Source organism: Microtetraspora fusca, from assembly GCF_001570365.1.
Lineage (GTDB): Bacteria > Actinomycetota > Actinomycetes > Streptosporangiales > Streptosporangiaceae > Microtetraspora > Microtetraspora fusca.
Genome location: NZ_BBYK01000063.1, coordinates 116,168 through 129,249 on the forward strand (window position 1 = coordinate 116,168; position 13,082 = coordinate 129,249).

Sequence of the window (13,082 nt, forward strand, 5' to 3'; positions counted from 1 at the left end):
CTCTCGGGCTCCATGCCGCCATCGAGTTGTTGCGCGGGGCTATGAGGCTGCGGCAGCCGCGCCGGCTTGCGTACCTGGAATCTCCGAGTCCGGACAAGCACGCTTGTGAGCAGATCAGCAAGCCTTCGGACTATCTATCCGCAGGTGCTCGATGCGGTCACCCGACAGAGTGCGCGGAGATCGATCCTTGATCAGCGGCATACCACCGCTCGACCTCGGCCCCCGAGGGGACTTCGGGTTTGGTCTTCCGTTGATCGTCTGTGGGGTCTGCCCTGACGAGGCAGGTCTAAACGATCTATCGCGTGTCCGGTCCGTACACACGAGCAAACAACGAGCAACCATCCGGGACCTGCTGCTCACACCGGAGCCCCTCGCAATCGAGAAACCGCAGGTCAGGGCCATGATGATGAGCGCGCCCTGAGGGATTCGAACCCCCGACCGTCGGATTAGAAGTCCCCTGGGCGTAACGTCAACGCAGATGCCTTGCCCTACCGGCCCTCGCGTCGGCCGCGTTCTAGGCGGGCGGCGCTGATGATGAAGTCGGCGACCAGCTGGCGGCCTCCGTCTGACATCTCGACCAGGGCACGCAACGCTTCCCGATTCAGCCCTGACTTGCCGACCAGCGATGACGCCGCAATCTGGTCGGCGGCCGGGTCAGCCTCGTCGTCGTCACCGAAGTAGCCGATCGGCACGCCGAAGAATGTCGACAGCGCCTTGAGGGTCTTGAGCTGCGGGTTGTCGGACCGTCCGGTGCGCAGCTTCCAGATCGTGGTCGACGAGAGTTCCTCCCCCGTCGCATCGGAGATCGCCGCAGCCACGTCCACGTTGTTCTTCGGCGGCCGACTCCCCGCAGGCCAGCGGTTCTGGATCAGCCACTCAATCTTGCTGGCGAGAGACCTGGTCGCACCCACCTGCTCGTCAGCCATGACTTGCCTCATCAACTTTAAGCAATATAGCTCGACCCGCATCAATCATTGTTGACAGACGGTGACGCTCCGTGTCTATCCTGCTCGCATCCCATCAACTTCGGTTGATGGCTGTCACGCTTCCTTGCTCGAAGGGTACCGATGCCAGCCATGCAGACGCGAGCACCTGACGAGATCAGGGCACGCCACAGCCTTCTCCAGCGCCTGGGCGACGAGCTCGACCGCAGGCGCTGTACCACCCGGCTTGTCCGCTACCGCGACCACCGTTGGGCGCTCAAGGTCGGCCACGAGACGGTCTTCTGTGCAGGTGCCGAAGGCATCTACGCCTACGTCACGCGTCAGGGCATCATCCTCTCCCCCGCTGACGACACCGGCATCACGACGGCGGCGGCCCAGCTCAGCGGCCAAGCGCCATGACAACGCGCAATCTCACCTTCGCCACTACCGTGGCGAGCTGTGCCGTCGCACCGCTCGTACTGGCACTGGCCATACTCGGGGGGATCGGCTCCTTCACCACTCTCCGTAATCTCGCAGAGCCCTGGTTCGGCGGCCACGCGTGGATCATCCCCATCGGCATCGACGTCGGCATCCTGGCGCTCCTGGCCTGGGACCTGCTCATGGAGTTCGCCGATCTCTCCTGGCCCGTCCTCCGCTGGGTGGCCTGGGGCTTCATCGCCGCGACAGTCGTCCTCAACATCGCCGCAGCCGACGGCGATCTGGTAGCCAGCCTGATGCATGCGGCGATGCCCATCCTCTTCGTCACCGTCGTCGAAGGTGTCCGCCACCTCATCCGCCGCTGGATCGGCCTTACCTCGGACACTCGCCGCGAACGCGTGCCCGTCTCCCGGTGGCTGCTGTCCCCGGTGTCGAGCTGCGTGATGTGGCGGCGCATGGTGCTGTGGAACATCGTCAGCTATCCGCGCAGCCTCCAGCTCGAATACGCCCACCTCCAAGCGGTCTCCGCCCTCCAGAACATGTACGGCCGCTGGCTGTGGCGTTGGAAGGCCCCGCTGTCCGAGCGCATCGCCATTCGACTCCAGCTCGCGGGCGCGGCGATGCCAGGAGCCGTGCCGCTCCCCCAGCAGGACGCGGACGACCAGCTCATCCAGGCCGCGCAGGCCATCGTCGGTGAGGCCGAGCAGCGCGGCGTACGGCTCAGCCAGATGGACCTGGCCGCCCAGCTCCGCGCCCAGGGCCACCGGATCGCCAACGAACGGCTCCGCTGGCTCGCCACCACGATCGGCCTCCGCCGCGATCCCGCGTGAACCGCCGGCAGCACACGCAGAGAAGGGAGCCGAGCGTGCTCATCCCGATCCACCAGCAGGCTGAGCGCTTCTTCCTCTCGCGCCACGGCTCCAGCTGGGTCCCCGGCTATCTGGCGGAACGCGGCTTCGACAGGTCAACCCAGAGCAGGTGGCATATCGGCTACGCACCCGCTGATTGGCGAGCCCTCACCAATCACCTTCGCCGCCTCGGCTTCAGTGACACCGCGATCGAAAGCTCAGGTCTGGCCCGCAGGACCAGCCGCGGAACGCTCATCGACTTCTTCCGCGACCGGGCCATGTTCCCTATCAAGGACCACGACGGCACCACGATCGCCTTCATCGGACGCAGCCTCGACGCCGAACCGCGCTACCTAAACAGCCCGCAGACGCCGATCTACCGCAAGCGACAGACCCTCTTCGGCCTGCACGCGCTGACCCCCAGCAGACCCCTCGTCATCACTGAGGGCCCCCTCGACGCGATCGCGGTCACCTTGGCCGGCAGGGAACCTCTGAACGGCCTCGCCCTCTGCGGCACCGCTCTCACCGCCGACCACGTCCCCGTGCTTACCCGATCGCACGATCTCAGCCACATCGTCCTCGCCTTCGACGGCGACCGGGCGGGCCGAGCAGCCGCCACCCGCTCCTATCCCCTGTTCAAAGGCATCTGTACGGCTGAGGCCGTCACGCTTCCGACCGGTCGCGACCCGGCAGGCATCCTGGGCGAAGATGGGGCGGAAGCCCTGGCGGCGATCCTCACCGAACGAGCGGTTCCCCTCGCGGACCTCGTCGTCGATGCCGCGATCCACCCGTGGCAACGCTCCCTTGACTACGCCGAAGGTCGCATCGGCGCCCTCCGCTCGGCCGGCGCGGCAATCGCCGCGATGGCGCCCCATGACGTCGCCCGGCAGATAGCTCGGGTGGCGCAGCGGCTCGGGTTCGACCACCCGATCGTCACCGAAGCCGTCACAGAATGCCTGGCCTCGCACCTGGCCGACGCCGACTTCCCGGCACCACTCACCTTCGGCGGCCCCGCCACACGTCTCAAAGGAAGGAATCCCAATGAACGATCACCACGCGGACCCACTCCGTGAAGCCGCCGCGCAGGGTGTCGAGCGGACGGTGCAGCTGACCTCGGTGGCAGCGGCCGCCGGCCAGGTGCTCACGCAGATCAAAGCCCAGCGTCTCCGCGAGCAGTCGGAGCATGACCACCAGGCCACGGCCGCGCTTCGCGCCCGGCAGCAGGTCACCTATCAAGCGGCCCGCCTTCAATGGGCGCCCGCCAGCGATCCCCGATGGCTGCGGACCGCTGACTTCGCGGGTACGGCTCGGGCCTGGGGAGCGGCGGTACCGTACGCGCGGGACGATCCGGCCGCCGAGCGGGCACGGCTGAGGTGTGAGCAGCGGATGCGCGAACTTCACCCCTACGGGATGAACCGATATGACCGGCTACGCGCCGAAGGCCTTGGGCCGGCGGAGGCGATGCGGAAGGCCGCGCCGTTCTTCGCCCGCGTGCCGAATCCCAGGACCGGCCACGCCGCGCCCGTACGCAAGGGACTGTCCGCCGCCGTCACGCTCGGCACGCAAGACTTCCCGGTTTCGATCACAGACGTGGTCCGCACGACGGATGCCATCCAGGCCGCACAGACGACCAAGTCGACGCAGCGACCTGCACGGAACATCAGACCGTAATCGAGCGACTACGACAGCATGTTGTCGTGGTGGAAAGCTACGCCTTCTGGATCCTGTTGATCCTCGTTCTCGTGGCGGTGTACATCATGCCGAGCGTGATCGGCGTTCTTCGCGGGGTCGACTCCCTCGGACTGTTGATCGCGCTCAACCTCCTCGGCGGGCTGACCTGTATCGGTTGGCCTGCCGCTCTCATAGCCGCGTTCATGCTGCCCAAGCGGGTGCGGCGATGGTGATCAGCGTGCCTCGCCCAGCAAGATCCGCTGCCAGAGCCGTTCCATCAGGGCGGCCCGCAACCATTCGGTCTCCCGCACGACGGGGCCGTCGGCACGGCGCACGGTCCAGCGCACGAACATCAGGCCACCGCCCTGGCAGAGCTCGTACAGCGTCGCCTTGCACTCGCAGGTGTGGAGCCGTACCCGAACACGGGTGGCTCGGGCGGTGGGCGCACGCCAGGCGAGTTTCTCATGCGTGGCCTGCAGTGGAGCCACGTGGATGCCGTGATAGTCGCTCAGCACTACTGCCTCGCCTCGATCGCGCGGAGCCGTACGGCCAGGTCATCGACGGAGTACGTCTCGACAACAGGGAGGGCGGTAGCCCCCACGGGCACCGCACAGATCTGTGCCTCCGATATCCGGAGGATCGACCATGTGGGGAACTCCACGCGCAGCCGCAGAAACGGGTCATCGGCAAGGTGAACGGCGAGCAGCCGGGCCGCCCCGCGAGGATGTCGCGCCGGGTGGACCTGCCACCGCCATGCCCCCTTCATCCACCGGATCCATTGATCGCCAACCTCGACGAGCACGCCCTGAGCAATGCTGAGGACGGCCTTGCCCGAAGCGGTGGTCGTCACGTCGGCGTCGTACGTCACGACGCCAAGTTCTGTCAGGGCGTCACGGAACAGCCCCATCGTTTCCGGGATCACGCGCACAGCGTCGAGCAGTCTGCTGCGCCGTCGAAACGCCGATATGTCATCGACAGCCAATGCCACATCGGCATAGCGCGCAGGCACCGCCGAACTTACGGTGAGTAACCCGGCCTGTGGGAAGGAACGCGAGGCGAATGAGCCAGAGCCGGTTGTGCCCGGTCTGTCGGAAGACGTTGCTCAGCCAGTACAGCCAGGAGGCGGTGTGCAGCGCTTGCCTGCGCAGCTCCGCAACTCTGGCCTGGGACTTCGACGCCCTCACTCGGGCGCTGGCCGCTCACGACCTCGCGGCCTTCGCGACCCTGGTCCGCAAGTCGACGAAGCTGAGCCAGCTGGAGTTCGCCAACCTGGTCGGCTGGGCTCAAAGCACCGTGGCCCGCGTCGAGCGAGGCGAGCGCGACACGCTCTACGACGTGCGTGAGCTGGTGCGCTTCGCGGACGCCGTCGGCCTGCCACGAACGGCTCTGCTGCCCCTGTTCACTGAGGAGACGGACAACATGGATCTGACCAGGCGCGAGCTCGCCGGGCTCGTCGCCAGCGGAGTGCTGGCCGGCCTGTTGTGGAACGTCCCGGCTCGCGTCGACGCCGAGCAGATCAGCCTGCTACGCGAGTCGATCGACCGGCTCTATCGCCAGGACCAGCGGGTCGGCGGATCGGTCCTCATCAGAACAGCCCTCCTCCAGATCTCGCGCGTCCGCGCGTTGCTCGACAACGCCGAGTTCTCCGAGCCGATCGGCCGCCAGCTGCTGTCCGTGGCGGGCGAGCTGTGCGTGTGCGCTGGTTGGCTGGCCTACGACTCCGACGATCAGCAGCTCGCCCGCCAGCTGTACGGCGAGGCCCATCTCTACGCCACCCATGCCGACGATCCCGTCCTCATGGTCCATGTGGCGTCGAACTCTGCGCTGCAAGCCGTACGGATCGCTCGTGAGGAACCCGGCCGAGCCCGAGAGGCGCTTCGGTTCGTCGCCGCGGCCGAGGGCGCCGCCCGGCGGTGGGCGACTCCACGCGTACACGCCCTGCTCGCGCTCCGGGAGGCGTACGCGCAATCCATGCTCAAGGACGAGCTCGCCTACCGCTCGGCGATCACCAGGGCGTGGCGCGAGCTGGAGCATGGCCCGCACGCGGACGACCCTCCGTGGGTGCGGTTCGTCGACGCTGCCGAACTCACCGGCCACGAGGGGATGGCCGCCGTCCACCTCGGCCAGGCAGGACGGGCCGTCCAGCGCTTCGCCGATGTGGTCGCCGAACCACGGCTCGGCCAGCGCAACCGCACCTACTATCGGGCTCGGCTGGCCGTGGCGCATCTATCTGGCGGCGACAAGACGGAGGCGTTCGCACAAGGGACGGAGGCGCTGTCCACGGGGGTCCGCTCGCATCGCATTCTTCGTGAACTGACACCGCTGCGCCAGCTGGCGGAGCGGTCACGCGATCAGCAGGCCGAGCAGTTCCGGATCTCGTACGACACGGTGGGTGCGGCGTAGCTTCGTCTCATGCCGCTCACCTTCACGCATCTGAACCGAGACGCCGCACGCGAGGCGGTCGAGACCGTTGCCGACATCTATCAGCGGTCCTACGTCGAGCGGATCGCCGCAGGCGCCCCCTTCTACACCGTCGAACGGTTCATGCACCGCTTCGACCTCTACACAAAGAGAGACGGCTTCGAGCTGGTCATCGCTGAAGCCGACGGCGCTCCCATCGGTCAATCCTTCGGCTGGCCCCTACCGGCCGACACCGCCTGGTGGAAGGGCCTGCGTACTGAAGTGCCGCACGGCTTCACGGACGAGGACGGCCATCGGACGTTCGCGCTGTCCGAGATCATGGTGACCGAGCCGTACCAAGGCCAGGGAGTCGCGCACGCGCTGCATGACGAACTGCTGAAGGGACGCCCCGAAGAGCGGGCCACCCTGCTGGTACGGCCGGACAACGTCGCGGCCTATGCCGCGTACCGGCGCTGGGGCTGGCATAAGGCGGCCGAGCTCCGGCCGGCTATGACGGACGCGCCGGTGTACGACGCCCTGATCAAGTCGTTGCGGTGAATCCCGCCAGCCTCCTGACGGCTTCGTCCTTGTCGCAGAGCGCGAGTCGGCGTCCTACCCACGGCGGTGCCGAGCTGCCTTCCAGCTGCGTGAGCCGGCCGTTCTGGTCGATCGTGCAGGTGACTCCCGACGGCCATGGGTCGAGGAACACGCCGAGGATGAGGTCCTCCATGCCGCCCTCGACGATCCGATGCAGCCGCTCTCGCGCCGCTCCGACCGAGGCCACGACGAACAGCCACGACAGTCCCTCGGGGACGCCGGAGTCGGTCCGCTGCCCCGACCGCCGGACGATCTCCACTTCCAGCTCGGTCATCACGTCTTCCGGTGAGTCGAGAACCACCAGGCCGGGGACCTCGACCTCCGCCGCGTACACACCGAACAGCCGGATGGCATCGTCGCGCGCCATGAGCACACGCGTCGTGAGATCACGTACGGCCAGCAGCTCCAGGACCATCGCACGGCCGACATCATCGGTGCCCGGGCCGGTCAGGCCCATGCCATAGAGAGCGGACAGGGCGATCGCGTAGCTGAGGTTCGAGGGCTCCTGGTCCCGATCGACGATATCTTCCTCGGAGGCGCTTCCTTCTCCAGGAAGGGCGTTCAGCTGGGGCGTTTCCTCATAGTGAGGGGCTTGGTCGTCCTCTTCCACATGCAGGACCTGCTCCGGCTTCGGACGTTCGCTCGACTCCCGGGATACGACGTGCTCTCGCACGGCCTCTTGAACCAGTGTCATCTCGCACTCCTGGCTTCCGCCGAACCCCGGGGCGGGCTGTTCCAGGAGAATCTGGCCGGGAGTACCACCCTGCCCGGAAGTCGGTTCTGTCGCGGTCTCCGCCCACGGGACGACGCCGTGCTCTTCGGAGCGGACATGCACGGTGATGATGGCCTCGTGGTCCGCTTCTCCATCGTGAAGAACCGTGCCATCAAAGGAAGCGATTCGCCGCTCGGTTCCAAGTGCCTTTTCATGCTTGGCCTGTCCTCGTTCCCGTACGACCACCGACGGCTCGTATGCGGCAGCGCTGAGGCGGATCAGCCGGTCGGCGTCCCGAGTCAGGCGAGTGCGCCGCCACCATTTCGTCGCGTTCCCCGCGAGCTGCCGTCGTCTGCGATACGTCATGCCGAGGAGGAACAGCGCGACCACGCCCGCGGGAACCGTGAGGGGCAGCATCGACGACGTCTCCTGCTCCCCTGCCTCAGGCCGTGGCCTCTCTGGTGGTGGCTCCGTGTTCGAGAAGGCACCACGAGAGGGCGGCGTCTGGGCGACGGCAGCCCGCGATTGTGTGACACCGCGCGTCCTTCCCGTAGGGGCCTTCCGCGCGGGGCTCGCAGTGCGGCGTAGCCGTTCTGACTCATCCGCGACCGGGATCACGGTGAGGTCAGGTGAGGTCACTTCGCGATCGGGGGCACTCGGCTTCCGCGCACGCCGGGTCTGCCGCTGCTTTGGCGACGGCTTGCTCGCCTCCGTGGGCTTGACCGGCTGCGGCGTGCTCGTTTCGGCCGGGAGGACCTGGGGTGCGACCGGTTGAGGTGTGACGGTCACGAGAACCGGAGGCGGAGCCACCGTGGGCAGGGCGGGCACCACCTGCTGCTGCGGCGTGATCACAAGCGGAGCCCGTCCTTTGACGGAGTTCCGCAGCGCCTGGCCGAAGTCAAGCTGCTTGCCCGTCTGCATCCATTTCCGCAGCTCCTGCTGCATGTTCGCGCACAACTTCTCGGCATCGATGTACTGCGCCGCCGTCCCTTTCACTTGTGCACATCCGGTGTCGGCGCGTACCGGCAACGTCCCCACACCGACGGCGGCCGTGACCGCGAGCACGCCGACCGTCGTCCAGCGGCCTGCCGACGTAGCCAAACAGCGCAGACGGATCGGAAAGAGGACCGTGGCCAGCACGACAGGTCACCCCCAGTTTGATCACCAAGAGAAAGTGATCAACCACATTACGCAACCGACATAGCCGATCCCCATAAGATCGATTGCGAGTCGAGCGGGTAATTAAGGATCTTCCGCTATCGGCGGCGCCGCTGAGATGGAGAAGGTGCCGAAGTGGCGGCGGAACGGCCGGAATGCCGCGGAAGGGGCCCGGAAGGCGGTGTGAAACGCCCGGGAAAATCGACGGCGGCCAACTGTGCTGTGGGCTGCACCGCAATCGATGCCCCGCTCAGGCACCGGGCCGCCGCTCGCGCTGCCGCGGCCTGCGCTGCCCGGCCCTGCAGCAGGCGCAGTTCTGCCACAGCGCTCACCAGGGAAGCGACATTCACGATGAGCACACCTCCGCGGGGTGTCGCCCCCGATTTGGCGAGTCTCCGCACGGTTCTTCGAAGTCCAAGCCCCGCCGGGGTAGCGGGCGGGGTACGGGCGTACGGCTCGCGGGCCGCGCGGTCGAAGGCTTCAGCGGCCTCCCTGAGGCGGCGATCCTTGAGCAGCTCCGCCGCGACATGCAGCAGATCGGAGGTGGCCCCGGCCAGGTCGGCCGACGCACTCGGATCAGCGGATGCCTTGATGTGTTCAGCGGCCCGGTCTGCCGCCGCAGCGGCCTGATCCCAGATCTCGCGGCGCTCTTCCGCACTGATCCGGTTCGCGCTGTGATTCTGCTCGCCGCTCTCGTTTCCGCTCCCCCACCGCGCGCGGAGCTTCGGAAGAGTGAGATCGGCGGCGAGCTTGCCACCGCCGAACCAGACCGGCTCCCCTTGCCGGTTGAGATGGCCCGGCAGAGCGATCGCATAGCCGGTCACCTCGCCCGGGTTCCGCTGGCTGATCCGCTGACGTACCAGCACTCCGGCCGCTTCCAGCCTGCGGAAGAACTCCTCTTCCGAACCCGCGCCGGCGGCGGCAGTGACCGCATGCCGCCGCAGCGCCGCGCGAGGAGTCTCCGCCCATCGCCGCCTGCGGGCCTGCTCGGTTTCGCTCCGGGTGGGCCGGCGAGCCGCCGTACGGTCGCCGGGCGCCGTCACCCGCAGCCCGAAGCGCCGTTCAACCGCCTGGCACGCCTCCCGTACTCGGTAGAAGTCGTTCCAGGTCTTCGGCTTGGTCCCATCCTGGCGGGCGAGCGTAGCCACGATGTGGACGTGGTCATCGGCATGCCGTACCGCGACCCACCGCACGCCGTCATCGTCCCCGTCCCGTGCAAGCCCGGTCCTGTTCATGATCTCGTACGCGACCTGAGCCCACTCGTCGTCGTCAAGGACCCGGTCCTCACACGCGGCGCGAACGGCGCAATGCCAGACCGGCTCCCGGTAGCCGGGATCCGCCAGCGCGGCGAGCGGCTGGTTCAGCAATCCGATCAGATTCCGGAAATCCCGCCCGCCATCCGGCCGGAGGGCCGGCTCCAACTCCGCCGGATGACGCCACCCGGCGACAACGTGGGGGTTGACGTGCTCGTTCGCCCTGCCCGGGCCGTACAGGTAGTAGACCAACCCGTCGACACGCGTTCCCCGGATCACCTTTCCGATCATCGGATGCGCTTCCGCACGGCTTCCGCGACACCGTCCAGCCGCTCCACCGCCTTCAGGCAGGCGGCGGCGTACGGAAGGAGGTTCCCGGGATCGGCGCCGGTGGCGTTGAGCCCGGCGACGGCCTGGTTGAGGTTGACGCCGATACGGCGGACCTGACTGGAGGCGTGCATCAATTCGATCAGGGCCTCGCGTAGCGGGTCCGGCATCGGCGGGTTCGCCATACGTGCCGCCGCCAGCGCGGCCTCGGCAGCGTACGCGCCGTGCGCCAGTCCGAGCCGCTGGGCCGCGTTGCGGAAGTCGGCGAACTCCTCATCAGTGAGCACGAACTTCACCACATGCCGCCTCGGCGTCGCCTGACGCTCCCGCCTCCGCTGCCGGACCTGCTTGGCCCGAACACTCGGCTCGCCCTCTGCCCCCTCGCCCATGCCGCAATTCCCCCAAAAGGACCGCGCCCGGTCCCGATTGATCAGAACCCCACTCCCGCACACGCTGCGGGGAGTGGGGCAGTTCTGATCATTAATGTCCCCCTCTGGAGCCCGCCGGATTCAGAGGTAACGGGACATTACGAATATCTTGCTCTCTCCCTCAGCCGCCGCCCTGGACGCTCAGCCCGGCCAGCGTCCCAATCCCGGCACCCGTGGAGTACTCCGGATCGTCCCTGTAGACGTCGGTCGCACGAAGAACCAGTGCCCGGCGTGCGTCAGATGGGCACGAAGGTCTCGCGCCGGTACGTATAACGGCACGGCGGGTTGGCCTCACTCCTCTTCCAGCCAATCGCCCAGACGCCGGCGGCCCACCATGCGGCAGCACGCGACACAACCAGCGCCGTTCTGGGCGAGACGGACATCTGGGTGTTCAACGAGAGGACTCAGCGGTACCCCGGCTCGGGCTGGTCGACTGTCGAGGTGTGCGGGGACGGCCGGAAGTGGGCGGAGACGATGCCCATCTCCCACGGACTGCCAGCGTCACGGTCGGCCAGGCCCACACGTTCGTCGGCCCCGGGGTGCCCGCCGTCAACGGCACGGGCATCACATACACGCCCCTCGTGTCCCTCACAGCCGGACTGGAGGTGACAGACCGCCGCGAGCGGCAGCTCACCCGACAGGGAAGGGCGAATTTCGTCGATAAACGTCACCACGTCATGACGAACCAGTAATCCAGACGGATGGATTGCACTGATCCCACACGACATCACGGACGCGCACACTCCCTACACACAGCTTGAAAACCTTGACTCTGCTGATGTAGGTCCGGTCGCTTTCGCATCCACCGGAAAGCACCTTAACAGAATAAATGGTCGGATCGATCGGATTATCCGTCGCAAACTCCGCTTTGAATTTCAGGTCATCGCGGGCATTGAGATCGCACACCCGGATCTGTTTGCGATCGGCGCCGACCGTGACCACACCCGCCTCGCCGTAGTAATCGCTCCACGGTCCAGTGCCGGCGAGAACCGGCTGTGCCGACCCACCGACCGAAACAACCAGAGCGGCCAACATCAACATGGCCCGACACCTGAGCATGTCACGGAAAGTAGCCGACAGTTACAGACTTCACAAGTGGACTCCCCTGGACGCCGACGGACGCGACGAAGCCCACAAAGGCCAGCCCGTTGAATATGACCAGAGTGTTCGGAAATTTGCAGCCGCATGAGACTGATGACTCCGTACTCAAGTTTCCGAAATTTGGCTAGATCTGACGAGGATATCCACACATATCCACTCTTGGCAGGACACATGCACCCGCCCAGCAGTGCAAATGCGCTTTGAATCCACAGCATTTTTGGCGTTCGGATGACAGTTCTTCGCCAAACCGAGGACAATGGCGCGAACTCCACCCCTCCGCGCTCGCGCTCAATATCGCCGAGCACCGCAGGGCACGTCTGATTCCCCGGGAGCTTCGATCATGTGGATCCGTCCGACCTCCGCCCGCGGCGGTCAGTCTTCGGCAGCCACCTCCGTAGAATCGCCCGTCACTCTGTCCGGACTGGACGCACGGCGACTGCCGGCATCACCCCGCCGACGCCGACCCGACCTGGCCGCATTGGCCGTGCTCCTCATCCTCGGAGGCGCAGCGGCCACCCTCACCCTCATGCTGAACGGCAGCGCGCGCGTCTCAGCGATCCGCATCACCCACCAGGTCGCCGCTGGACAACCGCTCAGCCGCGCCGGCATGGAAGAGGTCCAGATAGCCGACACCGGCATCGACTACCTGCCCTGGTCACAGCACATCTCCTACGCGCAACGCCTGGCCCGAGTCACCCTGCTCCCCGGAACCCTGCTCACCAGGCAGATGACCGCCACGGCGAGCGAAGAACTCATCCCGGGCAAGGCCCGCGTTGGGCTGGCCCTCAAACCCGGCCAATCCCCCGCCGAACTGCGACGAGGCCAGCGAGTACAGGTCATCTCCCTCCCCGGCCAGGACACCGGCGACCACAACAGCATCGTGCTGGCCAAAAGCGCCCTGGTCGATGCCGTCAGCGAACCAGGCACAGGCGGCTCGTCCCGCCTCGTGAACGTGATCGTGGACGCCGACCTCTCCCCCAGAGTCGCCGCCTACGCCTCCAACGGCCAGATCGTCCTCGCCTACCTGCCCGCAGCACACTGACTGACGGACACAGCCGAGAGCCACGCCTCGGCCTGCCCTCTCCCCGCGCCGATGATCGCCTTTCGGTAAGTCGTTGAGATGCTCGCGGCAGGGGGATGAGCGGGTCGGCCGACGTGCCCTGGTTGTAGCCGACTCCACGCCTTTACGCTGTAGATCAAACGCATTTCGCACTGGTGCAGCAGAT

Annotated in this window: 15 protein-coding genes; 8 read left to right on the forward strand and 7 right to left on the reverse strand. The window is 66.8% G+C overall.

Annotated elements, in window-relative coordinates; genetic code table 11:
• Positions 1-488: 488 nt before the first annotated feature.
• Positions 489-926: a hypothetical protein gene (locus AWQ68_RS30075; RefSeq protein ID WP_066946690.1), complete on the reverse strand. Its 438-nt coding sequence runs from the start codon at positions 924-926 to the stop codon at positions 489-491.
• 150 nt (positions 927-1,076) lie between these two features.
• Here AWQ68_RS30075 and AWQ68_RS30080 point away from each other — a divergent pair, with 150 nt between their 5' ends.
• From AWQ68_RS30080 to AWQ68_RS30100, 5 genes are read left to right on the forward strand one after another with little or no spacing between them, the layout of a single operon-like run.
• The gene (locus AWQ68_RS30080; RefSeq protein WP_066946692.1) at positions 1,077-1,343 is read left to right on the forward strand and encodes a hypothetical protein; all 267 of its coding nucleotides are present in this window, start codon (positions 1,077-1,079) and stop codon (positions 1,341-1,343) included.
• On the forward strand, positions 1,340-2,191 hold the full coding sequence (locus AWQ68_RS30085; protein ID WP_084464556.1) for a DUF2637 domain-containing protein: 852 nt from the start codon (positions 1,340-1,342) through the stop codon (positions 2,189-2,191). The genes AWQ68_RS30080 and AWQ68_RS30085 overlap by 4 nt, the downstream gene beginning before the upstream one ends.
• A gap of 35 nt (positions 2,192-2,226) precedes the next feature.
• Positions 2,227-3,282 carry a DNA primase gene (locus tag AWQ68_RS30090; RefSeq protein ID WP_066946697.1) on the forward strand — a complete coding sequence of 352 codons (1,056 nt, stop codon included), beginning with the start codon at positions 2,227-2,229 and terminating at the stop codon, positions 3,280-3,282.
• Positions 3,251-3,880, forward strand: a complete 630-nt coding sequence (locus tag AWQ68_RS30095; RefSeq protein WP_066946700.1) for a hypothetical protein — start codon at positions 3,251-3,253, stop codon at positions 3,878-3,880. The genes AWQ68_RS30090 and AWQ68_RS30095 overlap by 32 nt, the downstream gene beginning before the upstream one ends.
• A gap of 26 nt (positions 3,881-3,906) precedes the next feature.
• Positions 3,907-4,113 carry a superinfection immunity protein gene (locus AWQ68_RS30100; protein ID WP_066946701.1) on the forward strand — a complete coding sequence of 69 codons (207 nt, stop codon included), beginning with the start codon at positions 3,907-3,909 and terminating at the stop codon, positions 4,111-4,113.
• Here the strand turns inward: AWQ68_RS30100 and AWQ68_RS30105 are convergent, their stop codons facing one another.
• Both AWQ68_RS30105 and AWQ68_RS30110 read right to left on the reverse strand, forming a co-directional pair.
• Entirely contained in the window at positions 4,114-4,395 is a 282-nt protein-coding gene (locus AWQ68_RS30105; RefSeq protein ID WP_066946704.1) for a hypothetical protein, read from the reverse strand.
• The gene (locus AWQ68_RS30110; RefSeq protein WP_157545896.1) at positions 4,395-4,889 is read right to left on the reverse strand and encodes a hypothetical protein; all 495 of its coding nucleotides are present in this window, start codon (positions 4,887-4,889) and stop codon (positions 4,395-4,397) included. The genes AWQ68_RS30105 and AWQ68_RS30110 overlap by 1 nt, the downstream gene beginning before the upstream one ends.
• 50 nt (positions 4,890-4,939) lie before the next feature.
• On the opposite strand from AWQ68_RS30110, the gene AWQ68_RS30115 reads away from it, so the two are divergent.
• Together AWQ68_RS30115 and AWQ68_RS30120 are read left to right on the forward strand one after the other, a co-directional pair.
• Positions 4,940-6,283 carry an NsdA family TPR-like regulatory protein gene (locus tag AWQ68_RS30115; protein WP_157545899.1) on the forward strand — a complete coding sequence of 448 codons (1,344 nt, stop codon included), beginning with the start codon at positions 4,940-4,942 and terminating at the stop codon, positions 6,281-6,283.
• 9 nt (positions 6,284-6,292) lie between these two features.
• Positions 6,293-6,838, forward strand: coding sequence for a GNAT family N-acetyltransferase (locus AWQ68_RS30120; RefSeq protein WP_066946712.1), 546 nt, complete (start codon positions 6,293-6,295; stop codon positions 6,836-6,838).
• Here the strand turns inward: AWQ68_RS30120 and AWQ68_RS42900 are convergent.
• The 4 genes from AWQ68_RS42900 to AWQ68_RS42905 form a co-directional block, all read right to left on the reverse strand.
• A complete protein-coding gene (locus tag AWQ68_RS42900; RefSeq protein WP_157545902.1) occupies positions 6,822-8,729 on the reverse strand; it encodes a hypothetical protein in 1,908 nt (635 codons plus the stop codon). The genes AWQ68_RS30120 and AWQ68_RS42900 overlap by 17 nt on opposite strands.
• A gap of 116 nt (positions 8,730-8,845) precedes the next feature.
• Positions 8,846-10,291: a relaxase/mobilization nuclease domain-containing protein gene (locus tag AWQ68_RS30130; RefSeq protein WP_157545904.1), complete on the reverse strand. Its 1,446-nt coding sequence runs from the start codon at positions 10,289-10,291 to the stop codon at positions 8,846-8,848.
• Positions 10,288-10,716 carry a hypothetical protein gene (locus tag AWQ68_RS30135; protein ID WP_157545907.1) on the reverse strand — a complete coding sequence of 143 codons (429 nt, stop codon included), beginning with the start codon at positions 10,714-10,716 and terminating at the stop codon, positions 10,288-10,290. The genes AWQ68_RS30130 and AWQ68_RS30135 overlap by 4 nt, the downstream gene beginning before the upstream one ends.
• A gap of 714 nt (positions 10,717-11,430) precedes the next feature.
• Positions 11,431-11,796, reverse strand: a complete 366-nt coding sequence (locus tag AWQ68_RS42905) for a hypothetical protein (RefSeq protein ID WP_157545910.1) — start codon at positions 11,794-11,796, stop codon at positions 11,431-11,433.
• 586 nt (positions 11,797-12,382) lie between these two features.
• Between AWQ68_RS42905 and AWQ68_RS30145 the strand changes: the two genes are divergently transcribed.
• The gene (locus AWQ68_RS30145) at positions 12,383-12,898 is read left to right on the forward strand and encodes a hypothetical protein (RefSeq protein WP_157545913.1); all 516 of its coding nucleotides are present in this window, start codon (positions 12,383-12,385) and stop codon (positions 12,896-12,898) included.
• The last annotated feature ends 184 nt before the right edge of the window (positions 12,899-13,082 follow it).